Origin of the sequence: Microcoleus sp. Z1_B2 (assembly GCF_036700325.1) — a bacterium.
In the GTDB taxonomy this organism is placed as follows: Bacteria; Cyanobacteriota; Cyanobacteriia; order Cyanobacteriales; family Microcoleaceae; genus Microcoleus.
Map to the genome: position 1 here is coordinate 143,799 of NZ_JAUBOQ010000002.1, position 19,046 is coordinate 162,844.

The 19,046-nt window shown below is 45.3% G+C and carries 21 protein-coding genes; 12 read left to right on the top strand and 9 right to left on the bottom strand.

Annotation, left to right across the window (positions count from 1 at the left end):
• The first annotated feature begins 48 nt into the window (after positions 1 to 48).
• From QT984_RS01580 to QT984_RS01610, 7 genes are all read left to right on the top strand, one after another.
• Positions 49 to 276, top strand: a complete 228-nt coding sequence (locus tag QT984_RS01580; RefSeq protein WP_333053171.1) for a hypothetical protein — start codon at positions 49 to 51, stop codon at positions 274 to 276.
• A gap of 7 nt (positions 277 to 283) precedes the next feature.
• The gene (locus tag QT984_RS01585; RefSeq protein ID WP_333053173.1) at positions 284 to 673 is read left to right on the top strand and encodes a type II toxin-antitoxin system VapC family toxin; all 390 of its coding nucleotides are present in this window, start codon (positions 284 to 286) and stop codon (positions 671 to 673) included.
• A gap of 136 nt (positions 674 to 809) precedes the next feature.
• A complete protein-coding gene (locus QT984_RS01590; RefSeq protein WP_333053175.1) occupies positions 810 to 1,037 on the top strand; it encodes a hypothetical protein in 228 nt (75 codons plus the stop codon).
• Between the two features lie 170 nt (positions 1,038 to 1,207).
• Positions 1,208 to 1,573: a DUF433 domain-containing protein gene (locus tag QT984_RS01595; RefSeq protein ID WP_333053176.1), complete on the top strand. Its 366-nt coding sequence runs from the start codon at positions 1,208 to 1,210 to the stop codon at positions 1,571 to 1,573.
• The gene (locus QT984_RS01600) at positions 1,557 to 1,874 is read left to right on the top strand and encodes a DUF5615 family PIN-like protein (RefSeq protein WP_333337825.1); all 318 of its coding nucleotides are present in this window, start codon (positions 1,557 to 1,559) and stop codon (positions 1,872 to 1,874) included. The genes QT984_RS01595 and QT984_RS01600 overlap by 17 nt, the downstream gene beginning before the upstream one ends.
• A gap of 102 nt (positions 1,875 to 1,976) precedes the next feature.
• A complete protein-coding gene (locus tag QT984_RS01605; RefSeq protein ID WP_190741039.1) occupies positions 1,977 to 2,750 on the top strand; it encodes a DUF2314 domain-containing protein in 774 nt (257 codons plus the stop codon).
• A gap of 92 nt (positions 2,751 to 2,842) precedes the next feature.
• Positions 2,843 to 3,136: a hypothetical protein gene (locus QT984_RS01610; RefSeq protein ID WP_333053179.1), complete on the top strand. Its 294-nt coding sequence runs from the start codon at positions 2,843 to 2,845 to the stop codon at positions 3,134 to 3,136.
• Positions 3,137 to 3,476: 340 nt separating this feature from the next.
• Here QT984_RS01610 and QT984_RS01615 read toward each other — a convergent pair whose 3' ends face one another.
• Together QT984_RS01615 and QT984_RS01620 are read right to left on the bottom strand one after the other, a co-directional pair.
• Positions 3,477 to 4,649 (bottom strand): TRC40/GET3/ArsA family transport-energizing ATPase, encoded by a 1,173-nt coding sequence (locus QT984_RS01615; RefSeq protein ID WP_333053180.1) that lies wholly within the window; start codon positions 4,647 to 4,649, stop codon positions 3,477 to 3,479.
• Between the two features lie 298 nt (positions 4,650 to 4,947).
• Positions 4,948 to 5,340: a DUF2358 domain-containing protein gene (locus QT984_RS01620; RefSeq protein ID WP_333372922.1), complete on the bottom strand. Its 393-nt coding sequence runs from the start codon at positions 5,338 to 5,340 to the stop codon at positions 4,948 to 4,950.
• A gap of 69 nt (positions 5,341 to 5,409) precedes the next feature.
• On the opposite strand from QT984_RS01620, the gene QT984_RS01625 reads away from it, so the two are divergent.
• Positions 5,410 to 6,018: a glutathione S-transferase N-terminal domain-containing protein gene (locus QT984_RS01625; protein WP_333053183.1), complete on the top strand. Its 609-nt coding sequence runs from the start codon at positions 5,410 to 5,412 to the stop codon at positions 6,016 to 6,018.
• 384 nt (positions 6,019 to 6,402) lie between these two features.
• On the opposite strand, the gene QT984_RS01630 is transcribed toward QT984_RS01625, so the two are convergent.
• The 3 genes from QT984_RS01630 to ahcY all read right to left on the bottom strand — a co-directional run bounded on the left by QT984_RS01630 (position 6,403) and on the right by ahcY (position 10,330).
• A complete protein-coding gene (locus QT984_RS01630; RefSeq protein WP_333372925.1) occupies positions 6,403 to 7,827 on the bottom strand; it encodes an NADP-dependent isocitrate dehydrogenase in 1,425 nt (474 codons plus the stop codon).
• A 449-nt stretch (positions 7,828 to 8,276) separates the two neighbouring features.
• Positions 8,277 to 8,891, bottom strand: a complete 615-nt coding sequence (locus QT984_RS01635; protein ID WP_333053186.1) for a DedA family protein — start codon at positions 8,889 to 8,891, stop codon at positions 8,277 to 8,279.
• A 161-nt stretch (positions 8,892 to 9,052) separates the two neighbouring features.
• Positions 9,053 to 10,330: an adenosylhomocysteinase gene (gene ahcY, locus QT984_RS01640; RefSeq protein ID WP_333047387.1), complete on the bottom strand. Its 1,278-nt coding sequence runs from the start codon at positions 10,328 to 10,330 to the stop codon at positions 9,053 to 9,055.
• A 353-nt stretch (positions 10,331 to 10,683) separates the two neighbouring features.
• Between ahcY and QT984_RS01645 the strand changes: the two genes are divergently transcribed.
• Positions 10,684 to 10,977: a mechanosensitive ion channel domain-containing protein gene (locus QT984_RS01645; RefSeq protein WP_333053187.1), complete on the top strand. Its 294-nt coding sequence runs from the start codon at positions 10,684 to 10,686 to the stop codon at positions 10,975 to 10,977.
• Between the two features lie 779 nt (positions 10,978 to 11,756).
• Here QT984_RS01645 and QT984_RS01650 read toward each other — a convergent pair.
• Together QT984_RS01650 and QT984_RS01655 are read right to left on the bottom strand one after the other, a co-directional pair.
• A complete protein-coding gene (locus QT984_RS01650; RefSeq protein ID WP_333232161.1) occupies positions 11,757 to 12,449 on the bottom strand; it encodes a PEP-CTERM sorting domain-containing protein in 693 nt (230 codons plus the stop codon).
• A 627-nt stretch (positions 12,450 to 13,076) separates the two neighbouring features.
• Positions 13,077 to 13,676 (bottom strand): sulfite oxidase-like oxidoreductase, encoded by a 600-nt coding sequence (locus QT984_RS01655; RefSeq protein ID WP_333053320.1) that lies wholly within the window; start codon positions 13,674 to 13,676, stop codon positions 13,077 to 13,079.
• A 310-nt stretch (positions 13,677 to 13,986) separates the two neighbouring features.
• On the opposite strand from QT984_RS01655, the gene QT984_RS01660 reads away from it, so the two are divergent.
• Entirely contained in the window at positions 13,987 to 14,220 is a 234-nt protein-coding gene (locus QT984_RS01660) for a hypothetical protein (RefSeq protein ID WP_333053190.1), read from the top strand.
• 340 nt (positions 14,221 to 14,560) lie between these two features.
• Here QT984_RS01660 and QT984_RS01665 read toward each other — a convergent pair whose 3' ends face one another.
• Both QT984_RS01665 and QT984_RS01670 read right to left on the bottom strand, forming a co-directional pair.
• Entirely contained in the window at positions 14,561 to 15,256 is a 696-nt protein-coding gene (locus QT984_RS01665) for a TrkA family potassium uptake protein (protein ID WP_333053191.1), read from the bottom strand.
• A 140-nt stretch (positions 15,257 to 15,396) separates the two neighbouring features.
• Positions 15,397 to 16,731: a TrkH family potassium uptake protein gene (locus QT984_RS01670; RefSeq protein ID WP_333053193.1), complete on the bottom strand. Its 1,335-nt coding sequence runs from the start codon at positions 16,729 to 16,731 to the stop codon at positions 15,397 to 15,399.
• A gap of 219 nt (positions 16,732 to 16,950) precedes the next feature.
• Between QT984_RS01670 and QT984_RS01675 the strand changes: the two genes are divergently transcribed.
• The gene (locus QT984_RS01675) at positions 16,951 to 17,925 is read left to right on the top strand and encodes a methyltransferase domain-containing protein (protein WP_333372928.1); all 975 of its coding nucleotides are present in this window, start codon (positions 16,951 to 16,953) and stop codon (positions 17,923 to 17,925) included.
• 36 nt (positions 17,926 to 17,961) lie between these two features.
• Positions 17,962 to 19,020 carry a homogentisate phytyltransferase gene (locus tag QT984_RS01680; protein ID WP_333208299.1) on the top strand — a complete coding sequence of 353 codons (1,059 nt, stop codon included), beginning with the start codon at positions 17,962 to 17,964 and terminating at the stop codon, positions 19,018 to 19,020.
• Positions 19,021 to 19,046: the final 26 nt, after the last annotated feature.

Below are 19,046 nucleotides of genomic sequence, written 5' to 3' on the forward strand. Positions count from 1 at the left end.
TTGATAGACTTAATCAAAGATATCTTGTTCTGTTTAAAAGGTATAGCCATGACAAATCAAGAGTTTTTAGGTGAATTTTTATCTCTGCCGGCTGAAGCACAGAGTCAAGTGGTAAGTTTGATCGCCTTTTTAAAACAAAAGTACATATATGATGAACATGTCTCTTCGTCAGTAAATGTTGATTTAATGAACGATCCATTTATTGGAATGTGGCGAGATCGTCAAGACTTAGGTAGCACTACCTGGGTACGTAATCTCCGAGAAAACGAGTGGTAAAAAGCACATGGCTAGTTCAACTATCATAGATACCGACATAATCATCGATGTTGGTCGTGGTATTCCTGATGCAGTTAATTGTTTGCAAGGACTAAAATCAAGTTCTCGATTAGCAATTAGCATAATCACACAAATGGAGCTAATTGTTGGTTGCGCTAACAAGGTAGAGTTACAGACTCTAGAAAAATTTCTCCAGCAGTTTGACGTGATTAGAATTGACCAGTCTATTTCAGATAAGGCGGTTGACTTGTTACGGTTGTATCGGCTAAGTCACGGCTTACTAATTGCCGATGGCTTGATCGCAGCTACAGCAATAGTATGGGAGTACCCTTTCATCACTAAGAACCAACGAGATTATCGATTCATTCAAAACTTAAATTTATTGCCCTATCCGTAGCAATCAGAAAGCCTAACAATGCGTTGGAGTCGAGTATCGGTATTGGTTTACTTGATGGACGAATTGTAGTTGTTGTCTACACGGAGCTTGATGAGGAAACAGTTCGTATTATCTCCAGGGCGAAAGTCACTGTCTTATGAACGCAGACGCTATGAACAATACCTCACAAACCGACTGGGCGAGAATCGACGCAATGAGCAATGAAGATATCGATACTTCCGATAGTCCACCACTATCGGAGGAGTTCTTTACTAGAGCGCAATTACGAATGCCTCAGTCGGCTATTACTATGCAAGTTCAAGTCGATCCTGAAACATTTGCTTGGTTTCAGGCACAAGGAGAAACTGCCAGCAAATGTCTGTAGCACTTAGGATTTATGCAGATGCACACAAAACCTATCCTGCATTCGTAGCAAAGCCAGCATAGCGACAGCTATAATTATGGTTGGCTTTCATTACCTTCCGACAAAGAATTAGGCTTCTTGCTACAATGTTTTGATACAGTTCAAGTCAGGTAGAATATGTCCCTAATGTAATGAGCGCCCCAGCAAAATTCCAAGCAACCTCTCCTCCTTTCCGTTGGGATGAAGCGGGAGGTATCCGTATAGGTTCGAGTCGAGTCACCCTAGATAGCATACTTGCTTCATACCACAATGGCTCCACTCCCGAAGAAATCGCTATTCAGTATTCAGTTGTTCGCTTAGAAGACATATACAGTACCATTGCTTACTATCTAAACCATCGTCAGGAAATTGACAGTTATTTGGAACAGCGCAGCCAACAATCTCAGCAACTGAGACAAGAACTTTCTCGACAACACAACTTAGTTGATCTGAGACAACGTTTGCTTACTCGTTATCAGTCAAAAGGGGAGTCGATACCAAGTGCGCCTTCTAACTGATGAAAATTTTAATGGAGCCATATTGCGTGGGCTGGTGAGACGTTTGCCTGAATTAGATATTGTTCGTGTCCAAGATGTAGGGCTGATTCACACTGACGATCCAGATATTTTAGAATGGGCCGCTAATGAAGGACGCATCTTACTTACCCATGATGTGGCCACTATTACGATGTATGCCTACGAGCGAGTCAATCAAGGACTACCTATGCTTGGAGTTATTGAGGTTATTGCAACAGCACCCATTGGTAAGATCATTGATGATTTAGAACTATTTATTTGTTGCAGTCAGCCTGATGAATAGGAAGGTCGAATTCTTTTCATCCCTTTCCCTTGATATACTTAACCTGCTTATGATGTATATTAATATTAGAAGTACCTCTAACAATCAACTGCGGAGTGGTAAATGAGTCAAAATATTTATCGATTTCAGGGTGATGACCCGGATATAAATCTTGCTAGCAAGAAGGCACGCGAATCATTTAAATATTTTTGGCGTGAGTTGTCATGGGAAAGGCGGCGGATAATTCCTGGGCTGGATATAAGTGCAGTAAAACTTGGATTTCCGACGGGAAAGGTGACGGATTCTGCACCATCAGTTGAACATATGTGGGTGGAGAATGTTAATTTTGATGGTCTGAAAGTTAGTGGAGATTTATTAAACGATCCGAGATGGATAGATGGAATTGGATCGGGCGACCAGATTGTGATGGGCTTCAACGATATCAATGATTGGATATATTCTATTGATGGGATGGTTTATGGTGCATATACTGTTAATGCAATACGGCTTACAATGAATAGCGATCGAAGGCGTGTGCATGATGATGCTTGGGGTTTGGAATTCGGCGATCCGAGAGAAATCCGAATTGTTCCCGATAGCTATTTAAATCAAGAATCAAGAAATAAGGATGAATATGAAATCGGCGAGCATCCAATGAGTGAGAATATGGCTGCAAAAATTGATTCTGCATTAAGTGAAAATCCTACCATTGTAAATCAAATTGATGAAAATGGCTGGACTATGCTGCAATGTGAGGCATTGGCTGGCAACTTAACTCCTGTTAAATTATTATTAAAGTATGGCGCTGATAAAATGATTAAGAATCCTGATGGGTTGACGGCGATTGACTTGGCGGAAGTGATGAAATGGAATAAAATTACTGATTTTCTAAGATAATCGGTGGGGCTTATAATAGGGAATTGTTTACCGGGTACAAGAGCCGCAACTTATTTCAGCACGTAAAGCAACTCGTCAGGAGAGGGCAGAGTATGAAGGTTGAAGCATTAAAACAGCGATTAAACCGCAACCGTCCAATGACTAGCGTGACGATTCGTATGCCCGAAGATGTTGTGGAATATCTAAAGAAAGTTGCACCCTTGTTGGGTTTTTCGGGTTATCAGCCATTAATTCGTGCTTATATCGGTCAAGGTTTGCGCGTTGATTTAGAACGATTTGAGAGCGAGACAGTAAGAGCCTTAGTAGCAAGTTTGAAGCGCCGAGGTGTCAGCGATGCAGTGATTGATGAGGCATTAAAGGAAGTCGTTCATGCTAAATCATGTTAATTGTATCTAGCCAGCAGCATCTCATATCCAACCCGTTGACATCGGAATTATTCATCTCTCTCTTCTGCAGACTCTGCGCCCTCTGCGCCCTCTGCGGTTAAATCATTCCGCTACAATCGGAATTGATACCATTACAAAAGTCACTGTCTCATAAACGCAGACGCAACCGTGCTACTTTTGACAAAGCAGTTCGCCTCGGACAAGAATGGCGTAAGTCTGCTGAATAGCTCAATACCTGCACGCGGGCCAAAAACCCGGTTTCTGCGTGAATATCTCAAGGGATAATCCACGATTTTTCCTAGAAACCGGGTTTTTTAGGTAGAAGCGTGCGTAAGTCTTGTTAAGCAAACTTAATCTTCAAATAATCATCCTCCATCTTCGCCCCCGAAGGTTGCAGCGCCGCTAAAGCTTGCGGCAACACCAAATTACGGCGGTGATTCCCAATCCGAACATTCAACTCATCTCCCGTTTTGGTCAACTGGATCTGATCCTTAGCAATTCCGGGCAAATACAGTTCAAGACTATATTGATTGTTTTCCTGCACGATCTTAATCGTATTTTCTTTGTAATAAACTTGACTTGGATCTTCGTCTTTGTAAAGCGTTTCTTTCAACCGTTCCAAAGCTGGCAAACCGCACATTTCTTCGGAATAAAGTGGCACCTCCTTAACTGGCAGCGGCATGAAATCTGAGTGAATTTCCTGACGGTACTGTTCCTGGCTTTCTTTCCACCGTTTAAAAAATGGGTCAGTTACTTCTGCGGGAATAATCCGGTTAGCTACTACTAAATCTGTGGCTACATTGTACAAACTCAAATAGGCATGAGCCCGCAGAGACTCTTTAATTACCATTTTTTCGGGATTGGTAACTAACCTTACCGAAGTCACAGTATTGTCAGTTAAAACCTTTTCCAAAGCTTCGATTTGTTCGTAAAATTCGTAAGGTGCATCCATCACCTCTTTGTCTGGTAAAGAAAAACCCGCAATTGGTCTAAAAATAGGTTCAACTAAGGGTCTAAGGGCGGCGGATATGCCTTGCAGCGGCTTGTAAAATTTTCTCATGTACCAGCCGCCAACTTCGGGCAAACTTAGCAGTCTCAATGCTGTGCCAGTTGGAGCCGAATCGATAATTAAAACATCAAATTCGCCTTCGTCGTAATGCCGCTTCATTCGCACCAAACCGAAGATTTCATCCATTCCTGGCAAGATGGCTAATTCTTCAGCTTGCACCCCTTCGAGCCCCTGCGCTCGCAAGACTTGAGTAATGTAGCGCTTAACGGCTCCCCAATTGCCTTCTAATTCCCTGAGAGCGTCTAATTCTGCTCCCCACAAATTCGGTTTCACCAGCCGCGAATCGTGTCCGAGTTCCATGTCGAAGCTGTCGGCTAAGGAGTGAGCGGGATCTGTACTCAGCACTAGGGTTTTGTATCCCAATTCGGCACACCGCAGCCCCGTCGCAGCGGCTACGGAGGTTTTGCCGACGCCGCCTTTTCCGGTCATTAATATTAAGCGCATTGATTGTTTAGCTCGCCTGAAAGTAGTTTACTCCTATATTGTAACGTTATGTAACGGGAATTAATTTTGTGGGTAATTAATTTGGGCGACAAGCAGCCGCCGGACACAGCACATTTTCGCTAACTCACGAAATTGCTGCCATGTCAAGATAAGTTAAAATTATTTATTTCAGATATCAATTGCGACCCATAAAAATCAATCAGCGTTCATCTGTGTTTATCTGCTAATATTTGCCTTAAAAAAGGGATCTCGCTCTTGAAACACTATTTTTTATTGCTAACAAACCTAAGAACAATTCTCAAACATTAGTTTTCACAGGAAATACAAGCTGTTTGAGCACATCCAACCGCGAACAGTCCCAGTAATCGATGTGAGAAACAATTAAACCGTCGCTGTTGACTTTCAGTTCGCTCCTACCGGCGATCGCCATTTTCGGTTTCCAAGGTAGCGGTGCGATCCAGCTCAGAGTCCAGCGAGTGTCTATAGTATCTCCAGACTGCGAAATCCCGTGCAAATCGAGATTTACATCCTGAAAAAAAGTCCCCATAAACCCGATCATTTTGCGGTAGCGATCGACTCCTGTAAATCGATTCACTGGGTCTTCAAAATAAACATCTTTTGCATAGATGCTGTAAGTCTGATTATCGGGAAATCTTTGATAATCGTCTTTGAGAATTTCAATAAGATCCATTATGATTAGCTATTTGCCTGAAATTATTATAATATAGTTTATACCTGCTTGAGAAAAGGCGGACAACTTATGATCGACCTATACACTTTTACCACACCGAACGGCCGCAAAGTTTCGATCATGCTCGAAGAAATAGGTTTACCCTACAACGTGCACGTCATCGACATCACAAAAAACGACCAATTTAGCCCAGAGTTCATCGCCATCAACCCCAACAGCAAAATTCCGGCGATAGTCGATCGAGATAACGGCATCACCGTCTTCGAGTCCGGCGCTATTCTGATCTATCTAGCCGAAAAAAGCGGCAGATTTCTGCCCACAGACAAACAAAAATACTTTCAAGTTATGGAATGGCTGATGTTTCAAATGGCCAGCGTCGGCCCGATGTTTGGTCAGCTAAACCACTTCAAACGCTTTGCACCCGAACAAATTCCCTATGCGATCGGGCGCTACGAAAAAGAAACCTTGCGCCTCTACGGAGTATTAGACACTCAACTAGCAAAATACGAATACATCTGCGGCGACTATTCGATTGCCGACATTGCTACCTATCCCTGGGTTGCTATTTACGAATTTCAAGGATTAACCCTCGACAACCACCCCCACCTCAAACGTTGGGTAGAAACCGTGCAAAAGCGTCCCGCCGTTGAGCGCGGCATGGCTGTCCCATCATTATAAACCCCGCCTCTAAATTGTATTTTCAGGAGGGCAGGACACCCCACAAGCAAGTTTACTTTTGTGGAACGGGCACGCGAGCCCGTTCTTAATAAACAGCGGGCGGGCTCGCGTGCCCAACCCCTACTCCCCACAAAGCAAGTTTACTAATTGTGGAACGGGCTTCTAAGCTGTTGTTCATTTAAATTGCATATTTCGAGTCCCGATCAACAATCGTCAAATCCTCTCCCCCTCTCCTCTTCTCCCCCTCTCCCTCTCTAATACCATAGGCAATCTAGATGCAACACAGCTTAGCCCGTTCAAAAAAAGCGCTAGAAGCCCGCCCCACAAGCAAATTGACTGGTTGTGGAACGGGCACGCGAGCCCGTTCAAAAAAAGCCCTCAAACTCAATCGGCGAAATGCTTAATAATCGCCTCAGCAAACTCCGAACACTTCAACTCAGGCACCGGCGGCTCCATCAACCTCGCCAAATCATAAGTAACTTCGCCGTTAGAAATTGCCGCTCCCAAACCCTTCTTAATCAAGTCTGCTGCTTCCTGCCATCCCATGTATTCTAACATCATCACCCCGGACAAAATCAGGGAACCGGGATTGACTTTATCCAAACCAGCGTGTTTCGGTGCAGTGCCGTGAGTCGCCTCAAAAACTGCACATTCATCACCAATATTAGCACCGGGGCCCATACCCAAGCCGCCGACAATGGCCGCAGCCGCATCGGACAAATAATCCCCGTTCAGATTCATTGTCGCCAAAATCGAATACTCTGCTGGCCTGGTTTGAATTTGTTGGAAAATACTGTCAGCAATTCGGTCGTTGACCATGATTTTTTCTTTCCACTGGCCGCTGCCGTGACTGTCCCAAATTGCAAACAGAACGTCGGCTACTTCTTGACGAATTTTGGCTTGTTTTTCTGGGGTCAAGGCATCGTATCCTGGGTCTATTTGGCGAGCATTATCTTCTAAGCTAATGTCGGGATTTTTTTCTTTGTTGCCCAGAATCCAAGACTCTCTTTCAGTTACGCACTGTTGGCGAAACTCGGTGGTGGCTAATTCATAACCCCAATCTCGGAAAGCTCCTTCAGTATATTTCATGATGTTGCCTTTGTGCACCAAAGTCACTTGCTGCTTATCTTTCGGCAACCGTAAAGCGTGGGTAATGGCGCGCCGCACTAAACGCTGAGAACCTGTTTTGCTAATGGGTTTAATTCCGATGCCAGAATCGAGGCGAATTTGTTTTTTGCCATGTTCTGGTGTTGCCGGAATTAACTCATTATTGAGGAATTCAATCAATTTTTTGCCGATTTCGCTGCCTTTGGCCCATTCAATTCCGAGGTAAATATCTTCTGTATTTTCCCGGTAAATAATTACGTCTAGGAGTTCAGGAGTTTTGTGTAGCGATGGTGTTCCAGCATAATATTTGCAGGGCCGCACGCAGGCGTAAAGGTCAAAGATTTGCCGCAAAGCTACGTTTAGCGATCGAATTCCGCCACCTACGGGCGTTGTCAGCGGCCCTTTGATGGCGACTCCGTATTCTTTGATGGCGTCTAAGGAATCTTGGGGCAGATATTGGTAAGTACCGTAGACATCGCAAGCTTCGTCGCCTACATAGATTTTAAACCAGTTGATTTTTCGATCGCCACCGTAAGCCTTTTCTACCGCAGCATCCATGACTTTCTGGGATGCAGGCCACAAGTCAACGCCCGTACCGTCGCCGCGAATGAAGGGAATAATTGGGTCATTGGGGACGATCGGCAAACCGTCTTTGAAAGTAATTTTAGAACCTGTTGTCGGGGCTACAATCTTTTCGTACATATCTTAACAGCGCGGATAGGAATGTTCCCTATTTTGCCACGATTATCTGCCTAAACCTCCACCAATCCTAAATATTTGTATAAATTTAAGTTGGATTTTTGGGCGATAGGCTGCCCGTCACTGTGACTTTTGGGCGATCGCCCATTTAAAAGTTAATTTAAAAAAGTAGCCAAGATAGCAGAATTTTCTATCAAATTTCCCTCTCTATCTTTCAGCGCTACGGTTGAGAGGATGCTGGAAACAAGTCAGTGGATTTTAGATTTTACATTTTAGATTTTTAGATTTACTCCCCAGATTAATCGGGGAGGTTGAACCTTAGTCTAAAATTTTGGGTTGATAACGCACGACTCCTGTCGGAAAGTTGTATGCGTTTTGGGGTGGGGTCAAAATGGTGATTGTAGCCGCCGATGAACGCAAATAAAGGCAGATTATTTTCACAAATTTTGCATTTATTTGCGATATTTTTCCTTCTGCATATTCTTCTTCACAACCCACAAAATACACCAAATGACAATAATCACCACAACTATTTTGGAAACCGGGGCCAGATATTCCTCTACAAGTGTATAATTTTGCCCTAATTTATATCCGGTAAAAGTCAGGAAACTTACCCATAAAAGAGTACCTCCTGTTGAGTAGATTAAAAAAGGAATTAAAGGCATATTATTGATGCCAGCGGGCAGGGAAATCAGGGTGCGAACTCCGGGTACTAGGCGACACAAAAACACGGCTTTGTTGCCGTGTCTGTTAAACCATCTATTTGCTTTGTCAATATCGGCCCCCGATACAGTAATCCACTTGCCGTATTTGTCGGCTAAATTCCTCAAGCGTTCTTCGCTCAATAATTTACCAGCATAGTACCAGGGAAGCGCCCCCAAAACTGTACCGATTACCCCTGCGGCGATCGCCGGTGAAAACTCCATTCGGTTCTGGAATACCGTGAACCCTGCCAGCGGCATAATCAATTCTGAGGGTATGGGGGGGAAAAGATTTTCTAAAAACATCAACAGTCCTATTCCGAAATAGCCCATAGACTGCATTGTGTTAGTTATCCATTCAACCATTTTGATTCCCTAATTTGGTAAGAAGAAGTCATTAGTCATTGCTCGTTCCTAGGCTCTGCCTGGGAACACATATCGAGAGGCTCTGCCTCGACTCCCCATGAGGGAGGCAGAGCCTTGCTGCATTCATTCCCAGGCTGATCCTGGGAACGAGAATACTATGATTAAGTACCCGAAGTCCAAGAGTTTGTGTACTCAATTTGTTCGGCAGTCAAGGTATCAATGTGAATACCCATTGCTTCCAATTTGAGACGGGCAATTTCTTTGTCAACTTCCACGGGAATTGAGTGAATACCAGGCTCTAGTTTGCCTTTGTTCGTAACTAGATATTCGCAGGCTAAAGCTTGGTTAGCAAAGCTCATATCCATCACGGCGCTGGGGTGTCCTTCGGCTGCTGCCAAGTTGATCAAACGACCTTCGCCCAACACAATAATCGACTTGCCATTATTCAGGTGATATTCTTGAGTGAAAGACCGGACTGTTTTCACGTCGGTGCTTTTTGCGCCGAGGGATTTGAGGTCAATTTCAATGTCGAAGTGACCGGAATTGCAAACAATTGCGCCGTCTTTCATTGTCTCGAAATGTTCGGCACGAATGACGTGTTTGTTGCCGGTAACGGTAATGAATATATCTCCGACTGTTGCTGCTTCGTCCATCGGCATGACGCGGAAACCGTCCATCACTGCTTCGATCGCCCGAATCGGATCGATTTCTGTGACAATTACGTTAGCACCCATTCCGCGGGCGCGCAGTGCCGTGCCTTTGCCGCACCAACCGTAACCTGCAACCACAATATTTTTACCGGCTAACAAAATATTGGTAGCGCGGATAATGCCGTCTAGGGTAGATTGACCGGTACCGTAGCGGTTGTCGAAGAAGTGCTTGGTGTCGGCGTCGTTGACGTTCATTGCGGGGAAAGTCAGCACGCCGTCTTTCAACATGGCCCGCAGGCGCACGATGCCTGTGGTAGTTTCTTCGGTAGTTCCGATTAAGTCGGAAATTTGGTTCGGGCGGTGCTGGATCAGGGCCGCTACCACGTCGCTGCCGTCGTCGATGATAATATTGGGGCGGTGGTCTAGGGCTGTGTAGACGTGACGTTCGTAGGTAGCCGCGTCTTCTCCTTTGAGGGCGAAGACGGAAATGCCGTAGTCTTCAACTAAGCAAGCTGCTACGTCATCTTGAGTGCTCAAGGGGTTGCTGGCGATCAGTACGGCGTCGCCACCGCCGAGTTTGATGGCGATTGCCAAATGAGCGGTTTCTGTGGTTACGTGGCAGCAAGCAGCCAAGCGAATGCCAGCGAAAGGCTTTTCTTTAGCGAAGCGTTCTTGAATTTGCCGCAAAACGGGCATTTCCCGGCCGGCCCACTCGATACGTTGCTTTCCCAAGGGGGCGAGGGACAAGTCTTTGACTTCGTGTTTAATCTTGACGGATGTAGCAACCATGTATGTTATTTCTCAGAAATCATCAAACTTTGTTAGTTTTAGCAGATTAACCCATCGGCGGGCAAGTGCTGTGATTTTACTCGATCGGGGTCGGCGCTGCTAATCTTAAATTTTGATTAGGTTTTAATGATTAGCGAACGAGTAGATGGAGTCACCCGCACCGTGAGAGTCAAACATTCTTGTCGGGCGATCGAGCTCAATCTTTTGTGTTAGCGTGGCCTTCTTTAATTTTTTGACAATCAAGCATCCAGGATACAAGCCCCCGAATTGATCCGTGGGGTCAAGGCTTCAATCGAAAATCGAAAATCTAAAATCTAAAATCGATTGACACTCTCACTTGGGCTGCTGGCAGTTTGAGCGCCTGCGTGGCGTTCCCAGCTTGGCACCCTGCAGATATCATCAGTTGGTTAGGACTTGGTTCCGTAGGGATTAGTTTCCCGTTCCCAGACATCTTCAAATACTTTTTATCGGAAATATTGTTGCTGTGGCACGAACCGTTTCAATTGGGCGATCGGATAATTGTGGAAGGCTTTGAAGGTACGGTTGAAAAGATTTTGCTGCGTTCAACTCAAGTTATTAGCGATCGGGGAGAGCGAGTTATCGTGCCGAAGGCGATCGTATTTGCCAATTCAGTGCGGGTAAGCTAATCCGCATTTAAATTGCATAGTCAAATAAATCTTTACTGGTGTGGGGAGTAGGGGTTGGGCAGGAGATCGCGCCCTCAATATACAATTTAAATGCACAACAGCTTACTAATAGGCCTGCCCCGCAGGCGAACTAACTTGCCTTTAAATGTAGCCTATGATGTTGATACTTCAGGCTTTAGCGATGGTTCTTTGGATCTTATTGTCCGCTATTGGACGCTGCGCGAACCAGCATAGGTGCGACGGACAAACACCAGGGCTGTAGTGGCGATTAAAGTAGCGTGCATCCGGGCGGACATTAACATTCCTCAATCGGTACTGGTGACTTTGTACGATCGAACAATTTACCGTGAGTGAGTTTTGAATTTTGATTGGGGAGAGGGAGATAGCGGGAGAGTGGGAGAGTGGGAGAGTTGGAAAAATCCTCTTGCTTCACGCTTGACTTCTTCCCTCAACACCCCTCCGTTAACTCCGTTAAATCCCTTATTCTGGGCGGGGCCGAACTTCCCTCCGATCTCAAATCCGCCCTTGGAAAGTCGGGCGTAAAATCGAGTCAACATCCAACACTCAACCATCATTCAGTTTGGCGACCCCTCCTTCTACAGTCAACAGTCAACAGTCAACAGTCAACAATTCCGGATGTGTGCAACCAGAATTGATATGACTTCTGCCTTCTGACTTTTCCAATCAAGCAAAAGGCGAGCCGATTTCTCATTAGCGCGCCTCCTAATTGAATTTTATTTTGTAACACGTAAAAGAGGAGATTGTTCCGGTTGACAAAATCATGAAGTCGTCTTGCTAGCGCGACGGCGGCGGGCTGCAACCAAACCACCCAAACCGAGAGCCAAACCAGTCATTGTCATGGGTTCGGGAACTGCTTCTGCGCTGACTGTGAAGTCTTGGAAGTCTGCGTCATTGCCGTTACCGCCATCGTCGAAGGAGATTAGTGTGCCTCCATTGAACAGAGAACCTATTCCGTTTGTGAATTTTCCGGCAGATCCGAAGCTGTTCGTTTCTTCTGTGTTGAGTGCGTCCCACAGTTGCGATTGCGCGCCAAACACTGCTTGCTGGTTGCGCGTATTCAAGGCTGAGGTCGAGTAGACAGTGCCAGCCCAGCCGCTGTTGAGTCCCAAAGTATAAATTTGATTGGCCAGGAATGTGAATACTGTCGAGCCAGAACCCAAGACTGTATTGCCCAGAGTTCCTTTCCATTCGTTACTCGAGCCGTTGTCTGAGGATTTAGTTTCCGAAAACAGGGTGCTAACTAGAGTGGCCGCCGAGTTGTTCACACTGTAGATGCCCAAAGAGGAAGTATACCCACCGTGAGATTCTTTGAAGTTAAACTTGACGCTGGTATCTTGGCTGAATGTGATGCCGTTGGTGCCAAAGGAGAAGGCTTGAGCTGGAGCTCCGGCGCCAAACAGAGCTGTGGCGGCGGCGGTAGCTGTTAGGGCGGATAAGAGTTTGGTATTCATAAACCTGTTCCTTTTGTGCGATCGTCTTAATAATTTCATTATGCGATACTTTGTTTGTATTTGGCGCACTTTAGGTAAAGTTTGACATATTCTTTATCAAGGCTTTACATATCCTTCATAAATTCTCTCTATCACATCTGCGGGCGGGGGATCGATCCCTAATAATACCCACTAAATAATTATAAATATTGTGGTCTGAAACCTTGCAGTCGCGGGCAGGGGAGCGCGGATGAACTTAAGTGATTTGGATCGGGCTTATGGCTACTTTTTTTTATAGTCTCAAGTCTAAATCCTCAATAGCAAACACTTAAGTATAAATACGGTAATATTCGTGGGTACTGACAGTTCCAGAAGTTTTCTATTAACCCTAAACTGGGAATATTTGTTTTTTGGGGCTTATGTATGGGAGTTAAAGTAGTTTATCTATCAGGTAAATTACGTACAAAATGCGATCGTGTGGTCTACGTATTTTGGTTGAATTAAATAGAACCCCTGGTGTGAGATATCCCCAAGATGGGATCGAGAAGATGCAATTTCCGCAGATTGAAGCGGTAAAAGACCGGATTGCCCCTCAACAAAGATTGTATAGAGAAGCTGTGGCCCCGTCTTTGCTCCCGATCGCCCGCATCAAAACAGACCGCTGTAGCGTTCCTCTGCCCAAGGTTCGCCCCGCCGATGGTAGCCGTTGCGTTCCCAAAAACCGAGTTCTTCGGTTTCTGTAAACTCCAGGCCGTTAATCCATTTGGCGCTTTTCCAAGCGTACAAGTGGGGAACTACGAGCCGCATTGGGCCGCCGTGGTCTGCGGATAGAGGTTCGCCGAAGACGGTGTGGGCGAAAAAGTTTTCTTCTCTCAGGAAGTCGGCGATCGCAATGTTAGTCGTGTAGCCGCCGTAGCAGTGTTCCAGGACGTGCATAGCTTTCGGATCGACTTCTATGCAGTTCATAAAATCGGTGACTTTGACTCCCGTCCACTGCACGTCGAGTTTTGACCACCGGGTGACGCAGTGAAAATCCGCAGTAAAGTTACTTTGGGGCATGGCCTGGAAGTCCGACCAACTGAAGGTTTGTGGTTTTGCCAATCCCCAGACTTTAAATTCCCAACTCTCAATGCTGACGGAGGGTGTATCGCCGTAGGTCAGCACAGGAAAGCCGTTGGCGAGGTATTGACCCGGGGGGACGCGATCGATGTTTTCTGATTCTGGCTTGCGAAAAAATTTGCCCAGCATGGATTCACGCTCTACAGTAACTGACTGCAATCCTGAGTATAACTTGCATAGAGGGGCGCATCGCAATTCTTCTCAAGGTAGAAAGCTTTCTGGACTTCTCTAGAAAGAAAAATCCCTAAATCCTGCCTGATGCCAACCTACTTCTGCCTTCTGAGAGAGACCAAGCTAAAAATTATAAAATTTATCACCCCAGCGGATGAATTTCCTAACCTTAAATTTTACCGTAATTAATGGCGCATTTCCGAATCTTTGATGTATTGTTACAATATGCTCAGATGCCATATGTAAAAAAATTGATGGGGTAAAAATCATGATCGCAAGTTGCTTAATTCCGTTGACGATCTGCTTGATTGCTTGGTGGGTGACAGCCGGGACTGACAACAGAACGCTAGACGGAATTCCGGCTCCCATAGCTGCAATTATTGGAATTTGTTCGTTAATTTGGTTGGTGGCGGCGTGTCCTTGGCCTGTTGAACTTGCTCTAGTATTGGCGGTACTGGTTTTGGGCAAAGCTTATTTGCAAAAAATCTTGAAAGTCGGCTGAAATTTTAGGGCTAGCGCTCCTAGGGTTTGCGGGAGCGCGACGATCGAGTGCTGCTACCTTGTTAAAATTTTTTGCAATGTGTCTGGCTAAGTTCTCAAAGGGGGTCGCAAAGGCGGAAAAAACCCTAGAATTGGTGAAATTCAATTTACATATTTTAGTTAAAAATTAGAACATAAAGATGGACAGGAAAACCCGGTTTATCTAAAATAAACCGGGTTTGTGAGGGTCTGAAATTGTCACACATCCAGCAATAATTGCTTAGGAGTGAGACACTCGGAACACAAGACACTGGGTTTCTGAGTCGAGGACTGTTGCTGTATGTGGGTAAAATGTCGATCTGTTAAATTGGCAAGCGATTAATATCTTTGTTAGAACCAATTACTACCATCACCTCGCCTTTTCTCAAGCGTTCGCTTGGCTGCGGATTGATCTCGAACTTGTCGCCACGACCGACTGCTAGCAAATTCAAACCATACCTGCGCCGGAGTTCCAATTCGGAGATGGTTTTGCCATCAAACTTTTCAGGAACTAGCAACTCAACGATGCTGTGAGCTGGGTCGAGGTCAAAGCGTTCTAAAATGCTGGGTTTTGTAAGGAGGCGGGCCAAAGAGCAGCCCATTTCTCGTTCGGGAAAAACTACATGATCTGCGCCGACTTTTTTCAACAGTTTTAAGTGAGTTTCCGAAGAAGCTTTGGCTATTACGTGAGCTACCCCGCCTTCCTTAAGATTTAAGGTTGTGGTAATGCTTTCTCCTAGATAATTGCCGATCGCAACAATTACTGTTTCAAATTCAAATATACCGGCTTCCGCAAGAGCGCTAGGCTCAGTAGAATCTAACTGCAAAACGTGAGCCGCAATGCGATCGTTCAAAGCTTGAGTTACTTTTTTTTCATCGGTGTCAATTCCCAGGACTTCGTAACCCAAACCGTGCAGAGTAGAACACACAGCTTTGCCGAAGCGTCCCAAACCAATAACTGCAAACTGCTTGTTGTCGGCGCGCAAAGTGCGAAAAAAATTTAAAGATGACAGGTTCACTGAATATCCAGCGCTGAGCGTCTTGCTGTTTAAATTTTAGCAGAGACAGCGCCGCCTCCTTTTGATTTTTGGGTAAGTAGTAAAAGTTGATTTGGGTTGTCACCCATTGTTTAGATTATCAGCAACGAGGCAGGATTTTTTTATCCCACTAACAAACTTTCCTCAGCATACTTAAAAGACCTAGGTTTTGGATCGCCGAAGGCAGCACTCATCAGCAGCAACACGCCAACCCGACCTATGTACATTGTAGCAATCAAAACCAGCTTACCGATCGCTGAAATCTTGGCTGTAATCCCTGTGGAAAGACCGACCGTGGCAAAAGCTGAAACTGCTTCATACAGCGCTGCGATAAATTCTACTTCGGGATTGGTCAGCTCAATTAAAATTGCAGATGTGAACGCGACCAACATGGAACCGAAGACTACACTAATGGTTTTTAGAATCATTGCTGGCGGGATTTGACGCTGATAGCACTCCACATCTTCCTGGCCTTCGAGAACTGCTGTGGTACAGCAAAACAATATTCTAAAAGTTGTGGTTTTGATTCCGCCGCCGGTGCTGCCAGGACTGGCGCCGATAAACATCAGCGCGATAGTCAGAAATAGCGAGGCTTCGCTCATTTTGCCAATGTCAATTGTATTGAATCCCGCCGTGCGGGGAGTAAGAGATTGAAACCAAGCTGCCATCACTTTTTGAGGAAAATTTAGAGAGCCGAAAGTGTCAGGGTTGTCGTATTCCAGCACCAAAAAGGCTAGCATTCCTAAAATCAAAAGGACAGCCGTTGTAGTGGTAACAACTTTGAAGTTCAGGGAAAAAACTGTGCAGATAGGGCTTTTCTTCAAGCGATCGCGCAGCCACAGGTACATTTCCATAATTACTTCATAGCCGATTCCGCCAAATATGATTAAACCACCGACAGTGAAGTTAACCATAGGCGAATTGATGTAGCCGATCAAATTATCTGAATAGATGCTAAAACCCGCGTTGTTAAACGAATTAACGCTGTGAAATATAGCAGACCACACACCCTCTTTAAATCCGTATTGGGGGACGAAAACCGTCATCAGCAAAAACACTCCTGTTAATTCAAACAAAAGTGTTGTTGCTAGAATTGACTGCACCAGTTGTACTACGCCGGCTAGCCCGGATTTGTCGAGAGATTGTTGCAGGGCAATTTTGTCTTTCAAGCCAAAGCGGCGGCCCAATAACAGCAGCAAGAAAGTCGTGGCTGTCATGTAGCCCAAGCCTCCTATCTGCACCAGTAAAACTAGGCACAGTTGCCCCCAAAAAGAGTAATATTTTCCGACATCCACAACCGACAAGCCCGTGACGCAGACAGCGGAAGTAGAGGTAAACAGTGCTGTTATTGGATCGCTCCAAGTTCCATCAATTGTGGAAAAGGGCATCATCAGCAATAGAGTACCTGCGAGGATGACAGCGAGAAAGCCCAAAGCAATGGTTCGCGAGACAGTCATTCGATTTTAGATTTTAGATTTTAGATTTTAGATTTGGGATTTGAGATTTGAGATTTTGGATTTGGGATTTGAGAGGGAACCCACAAATATATCGTCGGGCTTGAAATCAGGACATCTCTATCTGGCGAAGGCCGGAGACCGATCGAACTCAATCGCCAATTTCTATGACAACAGCGGGAAAATAACGGTAGAATTCCTTTAATAACTTGCGATCCGGCGATGACATCAACACTTTACCAGCAAATTCAGCAACTTTACGACGCTTCTAGCGGTTTGTGGGAGCAGGTGTGGGGCGAACATATGCACCACGGTTACTACGGCCCGGATGGCAATTTGAAAAAAGAGCGCCGACAGGCTCAGATAGATTTGATAGAAGAACTGCTGGCTTGGGCTGGAGTCCCGTCAGAGAAGGCACTGGGTGAATCTTACCGCATTCTCGATGTCGGTTGCGGGATCGGCGGCAGCACGCTGTATTTGACGGAAAAGTTTAGTTCGTTAGCGCAGCCCTCGAAGAGGATCGCTCAAAATAATTTAAAGTTGGATGGCGGGGTCGATCGAGATTTTAGCCGATCGCCCGAACTCAACAAAACGGGCGCTAGCGTTACAGCTACCGGGATTACTCTGAGTCCGGTACAGGCCAACAGAGCGACCGAACGCGCTAAAATTGCTGGGCTTGAAAGCAATGTGAATTTTTTGGTGGCCGATGCTTTGAATATGCCTTTTCCTGATGAGTCATTCGACTTGGTTTGGTCGCTCGAAAGTGGCGAACATATGCCAGACAAAATTAAGTTTTTGCAGGAATGCTGCCGCGTACTCAAGCCGGGAGGAACTTTGATATTGGCAACTTGGTGTCACCGCCCGCTGGGAGAAACGGCGGGTGAATTAAGTGATGAAGAGAGAAAGCAATTGGCAGAAATTTACCGGGTTTATGCTTTGCCTTATGTGATTTCTTTGCCGGAATATGAGGAAATTGTCCGCAGTTTGCCTTTGACAAGTATTCGCACGGCTGATTGGTCAAAATCTGTTGCTCCTTTTTGGGATGTGGTGATCGATTCTGCTTTGACTCCGAGCGCGATTTGGGGTTTGCTAACTAGCGGTTGGACGACTATTCAAGCAGCACTTGCTCTCGGATTGATGAGCCGTGGATATCAGAGCGGGTTGATTCGTTTTGGCATGATTTGTGCTGTAAAATAACAGGCATATATCAGAGAATTTTTGAGTTTTGAGTTAATGAGTAAGGTGCGTATTACGCACCCTACAGAATATTATTTTTTTGGCGTGGGTGTGAGATTTATGGGCAATGATTCGATTGGCAAGTCTTGGATTGATAAGAATGGCTCGGCTCCGCAAAGCTGGGTGAGCGCATTTTGGGAGTTTTCTCGGCCGCACACAATTGTGGGTACTAGCTTGAGTGTATTGGCTTTGTACGCGATCGCCCAAAGTTCGCGGCTATTTGTTAATCCTGTACTTTTGCCCCTAGCTTTTGCCTGGTTGGCTTGCATTTGCGGCAATATTTATATTGTGGGATTGAACCAGTTAGAAGATGTTGAAATTGATAAAATTAATAAGCCGTATTTGCCGATCGCGTCGGGAGCGTTTTCTAGGAAAACCGGGGAATTAATTGTAATTGCAACGGGAATTATAGCAATTTTGACTGCTGTTTTACAAGGCCCGTTTTTGCTGGCTACTGTTGGTGTTAGTTTGGCGATCGGGACTGCTTATTCTCTGCCGCCAATTCGGCTGAAGCGGTTTCCTTTGTGGGCGGCGCTGTGCATTTTTACGGTGCGGGGCGCGATCGTAAATTTAGGGTTATTTTTGCACTTTAATTGGGTGTTGGGTTTGGGAGGGGCGAAAAGCGCTTTTTCTGGCTGGAGTTTGGAGAGTGTGTCTTTTGAGATTCCTGCGGAAGTTTGGGTGCTGACGGTTTTTGTTGTGGTGTTTACGTTTGCGATCGCCATTTTTAAAGATATCCCCGACATGGAAGGGGACAAGCAATATAATATTACTACGTTTACGATTGAGCTGGGCAAGCCGGCTGTCTTTAATTTATCTCGCTGGGTGTTGACGGTTTGTTATTTGGGCGCGACTTTTGCGGGAGCGATCGTATTGTCTAATGTTAATTTAGTGTTTCTGGCAGTTTCTCATTTGGCGGCTTTGGGTTTGATGTGGTTTTGGAGCGCGAAAGTTGATTTGGACGATAAAATAGAAATTGCGGCATTTTATCAGTTTATCTGGAAGTTGTTTTTCTTAGAATATCTGATTTTCCCCGCAGCTTGTTTGTTGGGGTAGAAGTTCGGCAACTGATTGTGTAACGG